This window comes from Methylobacterium sp. TK31 (assembly GCF_055361545.1).
Genome location: NZ_CM143964.1, coordinates 3,221,421 through 3,238,384 on the forward strand (window position 1 = coordinate 3,221,421; position 16,964 = coordinate 3,238,384).

Annotated in this window: 14 protein-coding genes; 7 read left to right on the forward strand and 7 right to left on the reverse strand. The window is 70.8% G+C overall.

The genetic code is table 11. The features are described 5' to 3' along the window. Positions 1 to 41: 41 nt before the first annotated feature. The 4 genes from msrP to ACXJY8_RS14960 form a co-directional block, all read right to left on the reverse strand. Complete coding sequence (gene msrP, locus ACXJY8_RS14945; RefSeq protein ID WP_463770169.1) at positions 42 to 998, reverse strand: protein-methionine-sulfoxide reductase catalytic subunit MsrP; 957 nt, start codon at positions 996 to 998, stop codon at positions 42 to 44. 152 nt (positions 999 to 1,150) lie between these two features. Beyond that, entirely contained in the window at positions 1,151 to 2,845 is a 1,695-nt protein-coding gene (locus ACXJY8_RS14950) for an AMP-binding protein (RefSeq protein WP_463770171.1), read from the reverse strand. Between the two features lie 85 nt (positions 2,846 to 2,930). Beyond that, positions 2,931 to 3,626, reverse strand: a complete 696-nt coding sequence (locus tag ACXJY8_RS14955) for a hypothetical protein (protein ID WP_463770173.1) — start codon at positions 3,624 to 3,626, stop codon at positions 2,931 to 2,933. 5 nt (positions 3,627 to 3,631) lie between these two features. Continuing rightward, complete coding sequence (locus ACXJY8_RS14960) at positions 3,632 to 5,128, reverse strand: leucyl aminopeptidase (protein ID WP_463770175.1); 1,497 nt, start codon at positions 5,126 to 5,128, stop codon at positions 3,632 to 3,634. Between the two features lie 282 nt (positions 5,129 to 5,410). Here ACXJY8_RS14960 and lptF point away from each other — a divergent pair, with 282 nt between their 5' ends. From lptF to rsmA, 5 genes are all read left to right on the forward strand, one after another. Beyond that, a complete protein-coding gene (gene lptF / locus ACXJY8_RS14965; RefSeq protein ID WP_463770177.1) occupies positions 5,411 to 6,580 on the forward strand; it encodes an LPS export ABC transporter permease LptF in 1,170 nt (389 codons plus the stop codon). 15 nt (positions 6,581 to 6,595) lie between these two features. After that, a complete protein-coding gene (gene lptG, locus ACXJY8_RS14970) occupies positions 6,596 to 7,684 on the forward strand; it encodes an LPS export ABC transporter permease LptG (protein WP_463770179.1) in 1,089 nt (362 codons plus the stop codon). Between the two features lie 56 nt (positions 7,685 to 7,740). Further along, on the forward strand, positions 7,741 to 10,362 hold the full coding sequence (locus ACXJY8_RS14975) for an LPS-assembly protein LptD (RefSeq protein WP_463780669.1): 2,622 nt from the start codon (positions 7,741 to 7,743) through the stop codon (positions 10,360 to 10,362). A gap of 107 nt (positions 10,363 to 10,469) precedes the next feature. Continuing rightward, positions 10,470 to 11,420: a 4-hydroxythreonine-4-phosphate dehydrogenase PdxA gene (gene pdxA / locus ACXJY8_RS14980; RefSeq protein ID WP_463780672.1), complete on the forward strand. Its 951-nt coding sequence runs from the start codon at positions 10,470 to 10,472 to the stop codon at positions 11,418 to 11,420. Continuing rightward, on the forward strand, positions 11,417 to 12,277 hold the full coding sequence (gene rsmA, locus ACXJY8_RS14985; RefSeq protein WP_463770181.1) for a 16S rRNA (adenine(1518)-N(6)/adenine(1519)-N(6))-dimethyltransferase RsmA: 861 nt from the start codon (positions 11,417 to 11,419) through the stop codon (positions 12,275 to 12,277). Before pdxA ends, rsmA begins: the two co-directional genes overlap by 4 nt. 82 nt (positions 12,278 to 12,359) lie before the next feature. Here the strand turns inward: rsmA and ACXJY8_RS14990 are convergent, their stop codons facing one another. The 3 genes from ACXJY8_RS14990 to ACXJY8_RS15000 all read right to left on the reverse strand — a co-directional run bounded on the left by ACXJY8_RS14990 (position 12,360) and on the right by ACXJY8_RS15000 (position 15,309). Then, the gene (locus tag ACXJY8_RS14990; protein WP_463770182.1) at positions 12,360 to 13,358 is read right to left on the reverse strand and encodes a TIM44-like domain-containing protein; all 999 of its coding nucleotides are present in this window, start codon (positions 13,356 to 13,358) and stop codon (positions 12,360 to 12,362) included. Between the two features lie 91 nt (positions 13,359 to 13,449). After that, positions 13,450 to 14,589: an ATP-binding protein gene (locus ACXJY8_RS14995; protein WP_463770184.1), complete on the reverse strand. Its 1,140-nt coding sequence runs from the start codon at positions 14,587 to 14,589 to the stop codon at positions 13,450 to 13,452. Between the two features lie 87 nt (positions 14,590 to 14,676). After that, complete coding sequence (locus ACXJY8_RS15000; protein ID WP_463770186.1) at positions 14,677 to 15,309, reverse strand: S24 family peptidase; 633 nt, start codon at positions 15,307 to 15,309, stop codon at positions 14,677 to 14,679. Between the two features lie 219 nt (positions 15,310 to 15,528). Here ACXJY8_RS15000 and ACXJY8_RS15005 point away from each other — a divergent pair, with 219 nt between their 5' ends. Continuing rightward, positions 15,529 to 15,888, forward strand: coding sequence for a DUF952 domain-containing protein (locus tag ACXJY8_RS15005; RefSeq protein ID WP_463770188.1), 360 nt, complete (start codon positions 15,529 to 15,531; stop codon positions 15,886 to 15,888). Further along, positions 15,885 to 16,964: a quinone-dependent dihydroorotate dehydrogenase gene (locus ACXJY8_RS15010; protein ID WP_463770190.1), complete on the forward strand. Its 1,080-nt coding sequence runs from the start codon at positions 15,885 to 15,887 to the stop codon at positions 16,962 to 16,964. Before ACXJY8_RS15005 ends, ACXJY8_RS15010 begins: the two co-directional genes overlap by 4 nt.

A 16,964-nucleotide genomic window follows, 5' to 3' on the forward strand; every position in this document is an offset into this window, starting at 1 on the left:
CGGGTTGGTCCGCCGCCCCGCGCCCGTCCCATCGGTGACGGTCAGACGAACAGGCGCTCCTTCTCCAGCCCCTTGTAGAGGCCGGCGACCTGCTCCCCGTAGCCGTTGTAGATCAGGGTCGGCACGCGCTGGTCGGTGCCCAGCACCCGCTCCGTCGCCTGGCTCCAGCGCGGATGCGACACGGCCGGATTGACGTTCGCCCAGAAGCCGTACTCGGCCGCCTGCAGCCCTTCCCAGAAGGTCTTCGGCCGCTCGGCCACGAATGAGATCTTGGTGATCGATTTGACCGACTTGAAGCCGTACTTCCACGGCACCACGAGGCGGATCGGCGCGCCGAACTGGTTGGCGAGCGGCTTGCCGTAGACGCCGGTGGCGACGAAGGCGAGGTCGTTGCCCGCTTCCTCCAGGGTCAGCCCCTCGGTATAGGGCCAGGGATACAGGAAGGACTTCTGGCCCGGCGCCATAGACCGGTCGAGGAAGGTCTGCATCTGGATGTACTTCGCGCCCGAGGTGGGCTTGGCCAGGGCCACGAGCTTCGCCAGCGGGAACCCGGTCCAAGGCACCGACATCGACCAGGCCTCGACGCAGCGGTGCCGGTAGAGGCGCTCCTCCAGCGGCATCTTGCGGATCAGGTCGTCGATCCCGAGGGTCATCGGCTTCTCGACGAGGCCGTCGATCGCCACCGTCCAGGGCCGGGTCTTCAGCGCGTTGGCCGCCGGAAGAACCGACTTCGAGGTGCCGTATTCGTAGAAGTTGTTGTAGTCGGCGCTGAACTTCTCCGGCGTCAGCGGCCGGTCGAGGGTGTAGGCCTCGTTGCGCTTGGCGGGATAGAGGTCGGCGGTGGGATCGCCCGCCGCCCGGGCGTCCTCGGTCCCGATCAGCGACGCGGCCGCCAGCCCCGCCGCTCCCCCGAGGAGGCGCCGGCGGTCGAGGAAAACGCTCTCCGGCGTCGCGAGGTGTTCGGGCATCTCCCATGCCCGGGTGCGCCTGATATGCATGTCGATTCCTCCGTGCGGCGCGAATCGCGGCGCGCCGGCCTGTTGCCCTGACATTGGCCGGACGCGGCGAGTGCGCAAGACGGCCCGATGTCACCCGTCTCCGATGTCCCCCTTCGCCGGAGGGCGGGATCGGGTTACGGGCGGGCCGGACATCACGGCGGGGGCGGATCGTCGCGGAGGGCCCGGCGCAGCACCTTTCCGACATTCGTCTTGGGCAGGGCGTCGTGGAAGACGACCCGGCGCGGCACCTTGTAGCCGGTGAGCTGCGAGCGGGCAAAGGTCCGCAACGCGTCGGTGGTCATCGCCTCGTCCTTGCGCACCACGTGGGCCACGACCATCTCGCCGGTCTCGTCGTTGATCGCCCCGACCACGGCGCATTCGAGCACGCCCGGATGGCTCGCCAGCACGTCCTCGATCTCGTTCGGATAGACGTTGAAGCCCGAGACCAGGATCATGTCCTTCATCCGGTCGACGATGCGGACCTGTCCGTCCGGGTTCAGCACCGCCACGTCGCCGGTGCGGAAATAGCCGTCGGCCGTGGTGGCCCGGGCGGTCTCGTCCGGGCGCTTCCAGTAGCCGGCCATGACCTGGGGCCCGCGCACGCAGAGTTCGCCGGGTTCGCCGATCGCCACCTCTCGGCCGTCGAGGCCGCGGATCGAGACGTCGGTCGAGGGCAAGGGGTAGCCGATGGTGCCGCTCCAGGCGGCGAGGTCCGGCGGGTTGACGCAGACCACGGGCGAGGTCTCGGACAGGCCGTAGCCCTCGACGATGGCGCGGCCGGTGATCGCCTTCCACTTCTCGGCGACGGCGGCCTGCACCGCCATGCCGCCGGCGATGACGAAGTCGAGCTTCGAGAAGTCGACCTCGCCGATCCTCGGATGGTTGATCAGCAGGTTGAACAGGGTGTTCACCCCGGAGAAGTGGGTGAACGGCGTGCCCTTGAGGGTCTTGATGAAGCCGTCGGCGTCGCGCGGGTTGGCGATCAGCAGGCAGCAGCCGCCGACCTTCATGAAGAAGAAGAAGCAGCAGGTCAGCGCGAAGATATGGTAGAGCGGCAGCGCCGTGACCATGACGCGCGTCTCGCCGTCCTCTGCCGAGATGCGGAACCAGACCCGGCTCTGCTCGACATTGGCCATGATGTTGCGGTGGGTCAGCATCGCCGCCTTGGCGACGCCCGTGGTGCCGCCGGTATATTGCAGGAACGCGAGGTCGTCCGGGCGCACGGGCACGCGAACCTTGGGCTTGCCGGTGCCCGCGCGGATCACAGCGTCGAAGCGGACCGCGCGCCCGTCCGGGAAGCGATAGGGCGGGACCGCCTTCTTGACGTGGCGCGAGACCAGGGTGATTAGCCGTCCCTTCAGGCCGAGGCCGTCGCCGGGTCCGGCCAGGACGATCCGGTCGAGGGCGAGGTCCGGCAGGGCCTGCATCACCGTATGGGCGAAGTTCTCGAGCACGAAGAGGATGCGGGCGCCCGAATCGTTCAGCTGCGCCGTCAGCTCGCGCGGGGTGTAGAGCGGATTGACGTTGACGACGGTGCAGCCGGCGAGCAGCACACCGAAGATCGTCGCCGGGTAGGCGGCGACGTTCGGCATCATGATCGCGACCCGGTCGCCCTTGGCGAGGCCCTGCGCCGCGAGCCATGCCGCCACGGCCTCGGAGCCGGCCCCGAGGGCGGCGTAGGAGACGCGGGCTCCGAAACTCTCCAGGGCAGGACGTGGCCCCGAGCGCGCCATGCAATCCTCGAACAGGTCGACCAGCGTTCCGAGGCGGTCGATGTCGAGGTCCGCCGGGACGCTCGGCGGATAAGCGGACAGCCACGGGCGCGCGGCGCTCCGGGATACGGGCATGTATCTCCTCCCTGTGATGCGACCCGGCGGCTTCCTGCCTCCTTAGTTCACATCTAAACCATCCTCGGCCATCCGAGCGGCGGGATCAAGCGGCGGCGCGGGACGGACGCCGACGATCCTGCCGCGTCATCACTGCGTTGCAACTCAGGTGCGGCAGAAACGCGATGCACGCCAGGGCACCGGCTAACAGGGCATCCCCGATCGTCATCGACCGGCGCGGCCAGATGCCGAAGCCCGCCACGTGGGCGAGGCCCAGCACGGCCAGGGCGAACCAGAGGGCGAGATACCGGAGCAGGAGGTCGGCTACGATCCGCAGCCAGCGTCGGGGCCGGGAGGCCCGCGCCGGTCGGTTGCCGATGAGCAGAGCGCCGAGGCCCAGGACGCTCCCGAACATCGTGGCGGCCAGGGCCGAGCCGAGGGCGAAGGCGGCCGGCATCGGCTGCTGCGTGATGAAGGCGGTGCCGCCGCTGGCGAAGGCGAGGCGCAGGGCCACGCCCCCGAAGGTGGGGTACAGGCAGACCGCCAGGAACAGCGCCAGGGCCAGCGCGCCCCCGACGAGCCGACGGGGCCAGCCGGCCGGACCCGGCCGGACGATCCGCAGGCCGAGACAGGCGAGCCCGTAGACGATCGCCACCGCGAAGAGCGGGTAGCGATCGAGGAAGAAGCCGTAAAAGCGGGCCTCGAGCTCCGGCGGCAGCACCGTCCGCTGGTCGAAGCCCGTGGCGAAGGCGACGGCGATCGCGAGGATCGCGGCTGCCAGCGGGAACAGGGCCGGCAGCACGGGCCTCAGGCCTCGTAGTTGTCGCGCACCAAGCGGTCGAGCAGGCGCACGCCCCAGCCCGCACCCCAGCTCCGGTTGATCTCGCTCGCCGACGAGGACATGGCCACGCCGGCGATGTCGAGATGGGCCCAGGGCACGTCGTTGACGTAGCGCTTCAGGAAGGAGGCCGCGGTGGCGGCACCGCCATGGCGGCCGCCGGAGTTCTTCATGTCGGCGAACTTCGAGTCGATCGCCTTGTCGTAGGCCGGGATCAGCGGCATCCGCCACACAGCCTCGCCCGTCGCCTCGCCGGCCGCCATGATCTTGGCCGAGAGGGCGTCGTCGTTGGAGAACATCCCGGCGATGTCCTGGCCGAGGGCAACGATGATCGCGCCCGTCAGGGTGGCGAGGTCGATCATGAACTTCGGCTTGTAGGAGCCCTGGATGTGCCAGAGCACGTCGGCGAGGACGAGACGGCCCTCGGCGTCGGTGTTGATGATCTCGATGGTCTGTCCCGACATCGAGGTGATGATGTCGCTCGGGCGCATGGCGTTGCCGTCGGGCATGTTCTCGACGATGCCGATGGCGCCGACGACGTTGACCTTGGCCTTGCGGCTGGCCAGCGCGTGCATCGTGCCGACGACGCAGGCGGCGCCGCCCATGTCGCCCTTCATGTCCTCCATGCCGCCGGCGGACTTGATCGAGACGCCACCGGAATCGAAGCACACGCCCTTGCCGATGAAGGCGATGGGCGCCTCCGAGGGGTCGGCGGCGCCGTTCCAGCGCATCACCACGACGCGCGCCTCCCGGGTCGAGCCCTGGGCCACGGCCAGCAGGGCGTGCATGCCGAGCGCTTCGAGCTTGCCGGGGCCGAGGACCTCGACCTCGACGCCGAGCCGGGTCAGCGCCTCGGCACGGCGGGCGAACTCCTCCGGGTAGAGGACGTTCGGCGGCTCGTTGATCAGCTCGCGGGCCAGGATCACGCCGTCGGCGACGGCGTCCGCGACCTTGGCGGCGGCCTCGGCCGCGGCGACATCGGCCACCATCAGGGTCAGGGCCGTGCCCTTGGCGTCCTCGCCCTCGGGCTTCTTCTTGGTCTTGTAGCGGTCGAAGCTGTAGTGGCGCAGGCGGGCGCCGAGGGCGAAGTCGGCCGCGTTGGCCGCGGAGACGTCGAGGCCGGCGAAGATCAGGGCGGCATGGGCGCTGCGGCCCGAGACCTTGCTGGCGGTGAAACCGCCGAGCGCCGGCCAGTCGATCTTGGCGCGGTCCTTCTCGGAGCCGAGGCCGATCACGACCAGGCGGTCGGCGTCGAGGCCGGCCGGCGCGGGCAGCGCCAGGGCCGACAGGGACTTACCCTTGAAGCGCTCGCCGGCGGCGGCGCGGGCGACGAGATCGGCCACCCCGCCGCCGATCGCCTGGGCCACGGCGGGAGCCAGGGCGAGGTCGTCGCCGACGAAGAGGACGACGTCGCCCCGGCCAACCGGGCCGAGGGGCCCGAACGCGATCGTGATTCCGTCCGCCATGACGCTAGCTTTCCGAGGATTGGGCTCGAACGAACCGTGCGTTCGAAGTGGTGCGTGCAGGATGTGCGGAGCGGCACGGCATCGGACGTGCCGCTCCCGGCGCTTCTGTGTACCTGTTGAGGCACAGAACGCAACGCGATCGGACGGCCGTGAAAGCGCCCGAATCCGGGCGCCCGGATCGGAGTCGACGGCCGGGGGGCGGGACGGGTAGAAACGGGCGGGGCCGAGGCTCCGTCGGGCGATGCGGGGGGCAATCCGCGAGACGCCGATCCACGAGAACCCATGACGCAGATCGAGCGCTACATCTTCAAAATCGCGCTCGGGGCGTTCTTCGCCTGCCTCGTCGGCCTCACCGGCACGATCTGGGTGACGCAGGCCCTGCGCGAGCTCGACCTCATCACCGCCAAGGGCCAGACCCTGGTGATCTTCTTCCTCATCACCGGCCTCTCGCTGCCGACCCTGATCACCGTGATCGCCCCGGTGGCGCTGTTCATCGCGGTCGTCTACGCGCTGAACAAGCTGAACGGGGATTCCGAGCTGATCGTGATGTCGGCCGCCGGCATGCGGCCGCGCCAGATCCTGCGCCCCTTCCTCAGCCTCGGCCTCGCCGTCAGCCTGGCGGTGGCCTTCCTGACGATCCAGGTGATGCCGTCGTCCTTCCAGGAACTGCGGGACGTGCTGACCCGGGTGCGGGGCGACTTTATCGCCAACGTGGTCAAGGAGGGGCAGTTCACCAGCCTCGACAGCGGCATCACCTTCCACTTCCGCGAGCGCGGTCCCGGCGGCGCCCTGCTCGGCCTGTTCATCCAGGACAAGCGCGAGGCCGGCAAGTCGGTGGTCTACCTCGCCGAGCGCGGCCAGGCGCAGGAATACGGCGGCCAGAGCTACCTTGCCCTGGAGAAGGGCAGCATCCACCGGCAGCAGAAGGATTCCCGCGACGCCTCGATCATCACCTTCGAGCGCTACACCGTCGATCTCGCCGCCTTCACGCCGCCGGACGCCGAGCTGGTCTACAAGCCGCGCGAGCGCGCCACGGCGCAGCTGCTGTTCCCCGACACCAGCGAGACCTACTACAGGCAGCAGAAGGGCCGCTTCCGGGCCGAGCTGCACGACCGGCTCTCGTCCTGGCTCTATCCGCTGGCCCTGACCTTCATCGCCTTCGCGGCGCTGGGCGACCCGCGCACCACGCGCCAGGGGCGCGGCCTCGCGGTGGCGGGCGCCGTCCTCGCCGTGGTGGTGGTGCGCATCGGGGGCTTCGCCGCCTCCAGCGCGGCCGCCCGCAGCGCCGGCGCGGTGGTGGCGGTCTACGCCGTGCCGCTCCTCGCCATCCTGATCTCCGCGGTGATGATCTTCAACGGCGCGGCGGTGCGGGACTGGAACGCCCGGGTCGGACGGGCCGCGACCGGGTTCGTCGGCCGCTTCGGCCGGCGCCCGCGCCTCGGCGTGCGGTGAGGCGGAGCTGATGCGATGCTGATCGGCGCCACCCTCGGCCGCTACTTCGCGATGCGCTTCGTGCGCACCATCCTGGGCGTGTTCCTGACGGTGTTCACGCTAGTCTACACCCTCGATTTCGTCGAGCTCCTGCGCCGCGCCGGCGACGCGGAGGGCGCGTCCACAGGTTTGATGGCGCAGCTCTCGCTCTACCGGACCCCGGCGGTGGCCGAGGGCGTGCTGCCCTTCGCGATCCTGTTCGGCTCGATGGCCGCCCTGCTCCAGCTCTCGCGCAAGCTCGAACTGGTGGTGGCCCGGGCCGCCGGGATCTCGGCCTGGCAGTTCCTGCAGCCCGGCGCCTTCGTGGCCCTGGCCATCGGGGCCTTCACGGTGGGGGTCTACAACCCCGTCTCGGCGCTGATGAAGCAGCGCTCCACCGAGATCGAGGCCAAGATCTTCGCCCGCTCGACCAAGGCCAATTCGGGCAAGGACCTGTGGATCCGCCAGCGCAGCCTCGACGGGCAGGCGATCATCCGGGCCGACACCGCGGTGGAGGGCACCACCACGCTGGCGGGCGTCTCGGTCTTCACCTTCGACGAGGCCGGCATCTTCACCGCGCAGATCGAGGCGGCGAAGGCCAGCCTGCACGACGGCTACTGGGAGCTGAACCAGGCCCGGGTGATGACCAAGGGCCAGCCGGCCGAGACCTTCGACACCTACCTGATCGCCTCGACCCTGGTGCCCTCGCAGGTGCGCCAGCGCTTCACCCCGCCGGAATCCGTGCCTTTCTGGCAACTGCCGGAAACCATTTCCCGCTCCGAGCGGGCCGGCCTCGACGCCACCCGCTACCGGCTCCAGTACGACGTGCTGCTGGCCAGACCCGTCCTGTTCCTGGCCATGGTCCTGGTGGCGGCCAGCGTTTCCTTAAGGTTCTTCCGCTTTGGTGGTGTGGGCAAGCTGGTGCTGGGCGGCGTCGCGGCGGGGTTCGTGCTGTACGTCGCCCGACAGGTGCTGGAAGGCCTCGGTGCCTCGGGAATCGTGACGCCGGCTGTGGCGGCGTGGTTCCCGGCCGTGGTAGGGAGTCTCCTCGGTACGCTCACGCTTCTCTATCAGGAGGACGGCTGATGTCGGACTCGGTGGTGGCGAAGGGGCGCAAGCCTAGGCAGGAGTTGGGACTGGCGTTGCGTAAGGTCGCCGACATCACGTTGGCCACGGGGTTCGTGGTGCTGCTCATGGCCGTCGCCCCCGCGGCGCCCGGCGGGCAGGCGCTCGCCCAGGCCAGTGCCCCGTCGAGCGCGCGGGCCGGCGCCCCGAAGCCGGCCGCCGGCAAGCCGGATTCGGGCAAACCGGCCGAGCGCCTCCTCGTCGAGGCCGCCGAACTCGTCTACGACAACGACCGCAACACCGTGACGGCCCGCGGCAACGCCGAGCTGCATTACGGCCCGCGCACCCTGCAGGCCGACCGGGTAATCTACGACCGCAAGGCGAGCCGCGTCTTCGCCGAGGGCAACGTGCGCCTGACCGAGGCAACGGGCGCGGTGGTCACCGGCTCCAAGATGGAGCTCACCGACGACTTCAAGAACGGCTTCATCGACGCCCTGCGCGTGCAGCAGAGCGTCGAGCTCAACGGGCAGACCGTCCGCACCCGCTTCTCGGCGCCCCGCGCCGAGCGGATCGAGGGGGACAGCACCAGCTTCGAATACGGCACCTACACCGCCTGCGAGCCGTGCAAGAACAACCCCGAGACGCCGCCGCTCTGGCAGATCCGCGCCACCAAGATCATCCACAACAATCAGACCCACACCGTCGCCTTCGAGGAATCCACCCTCGAGATCGGCGGCATCCCGGTCGCCTACCTGCCGTATTTCGAGACCGCCGACCCGACCGTGAAGCGCAAGACCGGCTTCCTGACGCCGCGCTTCCTCACCTCGACCGCCCTCGGCTCCGGCCTCGCGACGCCGTTCTTCGTCAACCTCGCACCGAACTACGACCTCACGCTCTCCCCGGCCTTCCTGAGCAACCAGGGCGTCCTCGGGCAGGCGGAGTTCCGGCACCGGCTCGAGACCGGCTCCTACAACCTGCGCCTGTCCGGTATCTTCCAGACGACGCCGAGCGCCTTCCTGCCGGGTCCGCTCGGCGCGGGCGACCGCGACTTCCGCGGCTCGGTCGAGTCCAAGGGCCAGTTCTACATCAACGACCGGTGGCGCACCGGCTGGGACATCGTCGGCGTCACCGACAAGTGGTTCCTCGACAATTACCGCATCCGCAACCAGAGCATCACCACGGACTATTTCCGTGAAGCGGTGTCGACGGCCTACCTGATCGGCCAGGGCGACCGCTCGTGGTTCGAGGCGCGGGGCTACTACTTCAAGGGCCTGTCGAGCTTCGACTGGCAGAAGGAGCAGCCCTTCGTCGCGCCGGTGATCGACTACGACAAGCGCATCAACGGGCCCGGCTTCCTCGGCGGCGAGGTCCGCTTCGAGGCCAACATCACCAGCCTGACCCGGCAGGCGACGGATTTCCAGGCGGTCCAGAGCCCGACCGCCTACCTCCAGACGCCGACGATCAACGGCCGGACCTATTATCTCTACGAGACCTGCACCTCCTTCTCGCGCGGCCAGTGCGTGATCCGGGGCCTCGCGGGCACGAACACCCGCGCTTCGGCCCAGCTCTCGTGGCGCCGCAGCTTCATCGACGATGTCGGCCAGGTCTTCACGCCCTTCGCCTACCTGCGCACCGACGCGTTCTTCGTCGACCCGCGCACGTCCGGCTACCAGAACGCCCTGTCGGCGAACATCGCGACACAGGATGCCGACTTCTCCGGCCGGGTGCTGCCCGCCGTCGGCATCGACTACCGCTACCCGTTCGTCAGCAATTTCGGGCCGCTGGGCGTCCACACCCTGGAGCCGATCGCGCAGGTCATCGCGCGGCCGAGCGAGACCCATATCGGCCGGCTCCCGAACGAGGACGCGCAGAGCCTGATCTTCGACGACACCTCGCTGTTCGAGTGGGACAAGTTCTCGGGCTACGATCGGGTCGAGGGCGGCGTGCGCACCAACCTGGGCGCGCAGTATTCCGTCGTGACGCCCGCCGGCTGGTACGCGAACGTCATGTTCGGCGAGTCGATCCAGATCGCCGGCGTCAACTCGTTCCGCCGCGGCGACATCGCCAATGTGGGCCTCGATTCCGGCCTCGACAGCCGGGCGTCGGACTTCGTCGGCCGGTTCCAGCTCTCGCCGAACCAGCACATCACCTTCATCACCCGCGGCCGCTTCGACCACGCCGATCTCGGGGTGAACCGGGTCGAGACCGGCGTGATCGCCCGCCTCGCGCCCTTCGCGCCGATCGATCTGTCGGCCTTCTACTCCTACTACAAGGCGCAGCCGGCCCTCGGCTTCGCCAACCGCCGCGAGGGCGTCACCGCCTCCGCCACCTATCACGTCACGCCGAACTGGTTCGTCACCGGCTCGGCCCTGGTCGACCTGTCGCACTACCTCGACGTGCGCGACAACTTCCAGACGGCCTACGCCTCCTACCTGGCGAACCCCGTCGGCGATGCGCCGGTCTACCGCAATCCGGGCCGGGCCTATCTCTCGGGCATGAGCATCGGCGCCGGCTATCAGGACGAGTGCACCACGGTCTCGGTCAACTACGTGGTCTCGCCGGTGGCGGCCGCCCTCGGCACCAGCGAGCGCAACCGGACGGTGCTGCTGCGGCTCGAACTCAAGACCCTGGGCGAGGCGGATTTCCGCCAGAACCTCAACACGGCCATCACGGCCGACGGCATCTCGACGGTCCGCTGACGCGGCCGGCCCCTCGAACGACACGGAGCGATGCGGTGAGCAGCCTGCACGGGCCTATCGCCCTCACGCTCGGAGACCCGGCCGGCATCGGCCCGGAACTCGCCCTGATGGCGTGGCGCCTGCGCGACGCCGGTCCGGGGCTGCCGCCGTTCTTCCTGATCGGCGATCCCGCCTTCGTCGAGCGGCGGGCGAGCGAACTCAACCTGCAGGTCCCCATCGCCGATGTCGGCGCCGACCTCGCCACCGAGGTGTTCGGGCGCGCCCTGCCGGTGATGGCGCTGCCGAGCGGGGCCGCCGTCCACGCGGTGGCCGGGCGCCCCGATTCCGCCAATGCCGGCGCGACGCTCGAATCGATCACCACGGCGGTGGACCTCGTCCGCTCCGGCGCGGCCACCGCCCTCGTCACCAATCCGATCGCCAAGTACGTGCTGACCCAGGTGGGCTTCGCCCATCCGGGACATACCGAGTTCCTGGCCGCCTGCGCGGTGGCGCCCGGCGAGACCCCGCCGCTGCCCGTGATGATGCTGTGGAGCGAGACCCTCGCGGTGGTACCCGTCACCATCCACGTCGCCCTGCGGCGGGTGCCCGAGCTGCTGACGCAGGATCTGGTCGTGCGTACCGCCCGCATCGTCGCGGAGGACCTGCGCCGGCGCTTCGGCATCGCCCGGCCGCGCCTCGTCCTGTCCGGCCTCAACCCCCATGCGGGCGAGAACGCCACCATGGGCACGGAGGACCGCGACGTGCTGGAACCGGCCGTGCTGCAGCTGCAGAACGAGGGCATCGACATCCGCGGCCCCCTGCCGGCCGACACCCTGTTCCACGAGCGCGCGCGGGCGACCTACGACGTGGCCCTGACGCCGACCCACGACCAGGCCCTGATCCCGATCAAGACCCTGGCCTTCGACGAGGGCGTGAACGTCACCCTGGGGCTGCCCTTCATCCGCACCTCGCCCGACCACGGCACCGCCTTCGACATCGCCGGCAAGGGCATCGCCCGGCCCGACAGCCTGATGGCGGCGCTCCGCCTCGCCGCCCGCCTCGTGAAGGCCGGCGCGTGAGCGAGGACGGGAGCGTCAGCCTCGACGGCCTGCCACCCCTCCGGGAGGTGGTGCGCCGGCACGGCCTGGAGCCGAAGAAGGCGCTCGGCCAGAACTTCCTGTTCGACCTCAACCTGACGGGGCGGATCGCCCGCTCGGCCGGCCCCCTGGAGGGCGTCACCGTGGTCGAGATCGGGCCCGGCCCCGGCGGCCTCACCCGGGCCCTGCTGGCCGAGGGGGCCGCCCGGGTCATCGCCATCGAGCGCGATCCGCGCGCCCTGCCGGCCCTGGCCGAGATCGCCGCGCATTATCCCGGACGCCTCGAGGTGGTCGACGCCGACGCCCTGAGCTTCGACCCGGTGCCCCTGATCGGCACGGGTCCGGTGCGGATCGTCGCCAACCTGCCCTACAACATCGGCACCCCACTCCTCGTCGGCTGGCTCGCCGGCGGGGCCTGGCCGCCCTGGTGGGATTCGCTCACCCTGATGTTCCAGCGCGAGGTGGCCGAGCGCATCGTGGCGGACGAGGAGGACCGGGCGAATTACGGCCGGCTCGGCGTCCTCTGCGGCTGGCGCACCGAGGCCCACATCCTGTTCGACGTGGCGCCCTCGGCCTTCGTGCCGCCGCCGAAGGTGACCTCCTCCATCGTCCGCCTGACCCCCCGGCGCGATCCCCTGCCCTGCTCGGTCCAGGCGCTGGAGGCGATCACCCGGGCGGCCTTCGGGCAGCGCCGCAAGATGCTGCGCCAGAGCCTCAAGGCGGCGGTTCCGGACCCGGCCCGGCTCCTGGCCGCGGCCGGCATTCCGGAGACCGCGCGGGCCGAGGAGGTGCCGGTCTCCGCCTTCGTGGCGATGGCCCAGGCCTACCGGCCCGCCTGATCCCCCCGGATGCGACGAGGGCCGCCCGGATCTCTCCGGACGGCCCTCTCTTCAGTCGGGTGGGATGGTGCGGTGCCGGGTGTCAGCGACCCTGCTGGATCGCCGAGAGGACCCAGCGGCCGCCGCGCTCGCGCACGAAGGTCCAGAGTTCCACAGCCTCCGGCTCGCCGGTCTCGACGACACGGTCGGTCCGGCGGTCGAGGGTCACGTCCTTGATGGCGTAGCGCATCGCCACCGTGGCGTACTCGGCATTGCCCTCGCCCCAGGATTCGGAGAGGTCGCCCTGGAGCAGCTTCACGTCCGAGATCCGGTTGACGACGCCGCGCGCCTCGTTGGCCCGCAGTTCCTCGATGAAGTAGCCGGCCATCTCCGGGGTCGCGAGGTTGCGCAGGGCGGCGACGTCCTCGCGGCCATAGGCGGCCTGCACGTCGTTGAGGGCGATCTCGAAGCTCTGGAAGTCGCCGGGGCCGATCTGGACCGGACGCGCCTGCACGGGCTGCACCGGGGCGGGACCACGCTGGCCGTTGCCGTAGCCGGCGCCCGTCGGGGCGCCTCCGAGGGGCGCGCCGCCCATCGGGCCGGCATTGGCGCCGGCGCCATCGAGGTTCGAGCGGGACAGGCCGGCAGCGGCCGGCTGGCCCTGGCGCCGGCGGAACCAGCGCACGGCGAACGAGACGAGCAGGACCACGAGGCCGACCTGCAGGATCAGGCCGAGGAACGAGGCGATGCCGCCGAGGCCGCCGAAGAAGCCGCCGCCCAGGAGCGCGCCGAGGAGGCCCGCGCCGAGCAGGCCGGCCATGAAGCCGCCGCCGAAGCGCCGGCCGGGCTGCGCGGCGGTGTTCATGCCGGGATTGCCCATGGCCGGGCCGGGCTGGGTCTGCGAACGCTGGATCGGGGCCGGGGCGCCGGGCGCCGTCGTGGTGGCCGAGGGCGGCGCGTAGGTGCGCGAGCCGCGCGAGCCCATGCCACCGCTGCTGCCGCTTCCGGGACGCGCCTCGACGACGGGCGCTGCGAGAACCAGCGTCGCGGCGAGCGCGAGGATGGACGCCGCGCGCTTCCGGCGAGTGGTGGAGGTGAGCATGAAAACGCCTCTGGTGAACAACAGGGAAGTCCGGCGAATCCGCCGCTCCTGATATGGTGACGTTCGCACGGGAGTTTTAGTCCGCTCTTCTTCAGAGAATCCCGTCGGATTCCGTTCGGAGGGCCGCCGGAAACACCATCCGGACCGTGGCGCCCTCGCCCGGCTTCGAATCGATCGACACCGTGCCGTTCTGACGCTTGACCAGGCCGTGCACGATCGCGAGCCCGGCGCCGCGGCCGGCCTCGCGGCTGGTCACGAAGGGCGCCAGGGCCCGGGCGGCCATCTCGGGCGACATGCCCTGGCCCTCGTCGGTCACCGTGATGCCGACCGCGCCGTCGCCGGGTCGCTGCAGGGCCCGGTCGCCCGGAGGCACCGCGAAGGTCGCGATCACGATCCGCCCCGGCGCCGGCATCGCCTCGCAGGCATTGGCGACGATGTGGCCGAGGGCGAGCTCGATCTGGGTCGGATTGCTCAGGCCACAGGCGAGCCCCGGCGTGGTCCGAATCTCCAGGGTGATGCGCACGGGAAGCGTCGGCCCGACGCGCGTGCCGAAGGCCTCGATCAGCCGGTTCAGGTCGACCGGGCGCACGTCGGGGGCGATCCGCCGGGAAAAGGCTAGGAGCTGCCGGGTCAGGGTGGTGGCGCGCTCGGCGGCATCGGTGGAGCGGACGATGGCCCGCTGGATGAAGGGCTCGTCGCGGTCGCCCAGGCGGCGCTTGAGCCCGTCGATGTAGCCGATGAGGATCTGAAGGAAATTGTTGAACTCGTGCGCCACGCTGTTGGTCAGCAGGCCCAGCGCCTCGCGCTGGCGCGATAGGGCGAGCGCGCCCTCGGCATCGTGCCGGCGGGTGACGTCAACGACCTGCGCGAGGCGGTAGGGCGTCCCCGTCACCGGGACGACGAAGACCTGCGCCCAGAACGCCGCGCCGCCGCCCGGCCGTGCCAGGACCTCGACACCCTCCGGCGCCCCGTCGGCGAGCGCCGCGCCGAGGAGTGCGCCGGCTTCCCGCTCGCCGTCGAGCCCGAGCCAGGCGCGCAGGTCTCCGTCGCCGGACGCGTCGGGGGATCGTCGGACCAGGTCGAGGAGCGCGCGGTTGGCGAGGACGACGCGGCCGCCGGAGCCGTCGGGCGCCAGGAGCGCTGCGGGCACCGCCGAGGCGGTCAGCAATCGGGCGAGCCCCGCGTCAGGCCCGCTCTGCGCAGCGTGATCGTCCGTCCGGGGCGATGCCATGGCCTGTCCGCCGATCCGGGGCACGCGGCCCCTCCGGCCGCAAGCCATAGCGGCAACCGTCGAGACGGCAAAGCTGTGCCGTCGACGCTACTGGCGCACCCACATCACCCGGCCGATCCAGGCGATATCGCTGACGTTGACGACCCGGTCCTCGTGGTCCGGGTTGAGCGAGGCGAGCTCGATGGTGCGGGCGGTCTTGCGCTTGAGTTCCTTGGCCAGCACCTCGCCGGCCGCCAGCCGCACCACCACGCGGTCGCCCTTGCGCACCCCGGCGGTGGGCGAGACGATGAGCACGTCCCCGTCGCGGTAGAGCGGGGCCATCGAATCGCCCTGCACCTCCAGGGCGAAGGCCCGGTCGTCGGCGAGGTCCGGAAACTCGATCTCCTCCCAGCCGGGGCCGCCCGTGGGCATGCCCTCGTCCGTGAACAGGAGCCCGGCACCGGCCTGGGTCATGCCGATCAGCGGGATCATCGTGCGCGGCGGCCCGTCGCGCGCCTCGATCAGGCGAAGGAACTCGTCGAGGCTCGCGCCCGTGGCGGCGAGAACCTTCGAGACCGATTCGGTCGAGGGCCAGCGCTTGCGGCCGTCGGGGCCGATGCGCTTCGAGCGGTTAAAGCTCGTGGCATCGAGGCCGGCGCGCCGTGCGAGACCGGACGCCGAGAAGCCATGACGTTCCGCTAGGCGGTCGATTGCGGTCCAAATCTGTTCATGAGACAGCATTGCGAAATTCTAAGCGCGCTACGGCTAAGACGTCCAGCCTAGAGATAGGAAAGTAGAACTAAATTCGGGGGATAGCAATGGCACTCGGGTTGCAAAACCGCTCCGCGATCCCTTGGCGGTGCCCTCACAACTCACGATGTCAACTGTCTCCTCGAGGTTGCGGCTTCGGTCTTCGTCACGGCGTTTGATCGACTGGGTGAAACCCGATAGGGAGCCGGAATGGCGCTCATCTACAAGATCTCCCCCCGGGCACTCTGGCGCGAGGCCGAGGAGACCGGCCGCTTCGCGGGCGCGCCCATCGACCGCGCGGACGGCTACATCCACTTCTCCACCGCCGCCCAGGTGGCCGAGACCGCGGCGCGCCATTTCGCCGGCGCGGACGACCTCGTCCTGGTGGCCGTGGAAGCCGAGGCGCTCGGCCCGGCCCTGCGATACGAACCGTCGCGCGGGGGCGACCTGTTCCCGCATCTCTACGCCGATCTCGACTTGGCGGTGGTCCGCTCCGTCGCCGACCTGCCCCTCGGGGCCGATGGGCGTCACGTCTTTCCCCCCGATCTCGCGGGAGGCCGCCCGGCATGATCGGCGCGCTCTTTCCCCTGGCCAGGCCCCTGCTCCACCGCCTCGATGCCGAGACGGCGCACAACCTGACCCTGCGCGGCTTGGCCGCCCTGCCGCCGCTGCGGCCGGCGGCGGACGATTCGCGGCTGGCCGTCGAGGTGCTGGGGCGCCGCTTCCCGAACCCGGTCGGCCTGGCGGCGGGCTTCGACAAGGGCGCCGAGGTGCCGGATGCGCTGCTCGGCCTCGGCTTCGGCTTCGTCGAGGTGGGCGGCGTCGTGCCGAAGGCGCAGCCGGGCAATCCGCGCCCGCGGGTCTTCCGGCTGACGCGGGACGGCGCGGTGATCAACCGCTTCGGGCTGAACAGCGAGGGCCTCGACGTGGTCCGCGGCCGCCTCGCCGCCCGCCAGGGCCGGCCGGGCCGGGTCGGCGTCAACATCGGCGCCAACAAGGAATCGACCGACCGCCTCGCCGACTACGTCGCCTGCACCCGCGCCCTGGCGCCGCTGGTGGATTTCGTCACCGTCAACGTCTCCTCGCCGAACACGCCCGGCCTGCGCGACCTCCAGGGCGAGGCCTTCCTCGACGAGCTGCTCGCCCGCGTGGTCGAGGCCCGGGACGCGACCCATCCGGCCACCGCCATCCTGCTCAAGATCGCCCCCGACATCACCCTCGCGGCGCTGGACGCGATGACGGCGACCGCCCTGCGCCGCGGCGTCCAGGGCCTCGTCGTGTCCAACACCACGATCGCCCGGCCCGAGACCCTGCGCGAGGCCGGCCTCGCCCGCGAGACCGGGGGCCTCTCCGGCCGGCCGCTCTTCGCCGCGGCGACGCGCCTCCTCGCCGAGACCTACCTGCGGGTCGGCGAGGAGCTCCCCCTGGTCGGGGTCGGCGGCATCGACTCGGCCGAGGCCGCCTGGACCAAGATCCGGGCCGGCGCCAGCCTGCTCCAGCTCTATTCGAGCCTGGTCTATGCCGGCCCGGGACTGATCCCGGAGATCAAGGCCGGCCTCGTCTCGCGGATGGCGGCCGAGGGCGCGAGCCGGCTCGCGCCCCTGGTCGGGCGCGACGCCGCCGCCCTGGCCAAGCTGCCGGGCTGA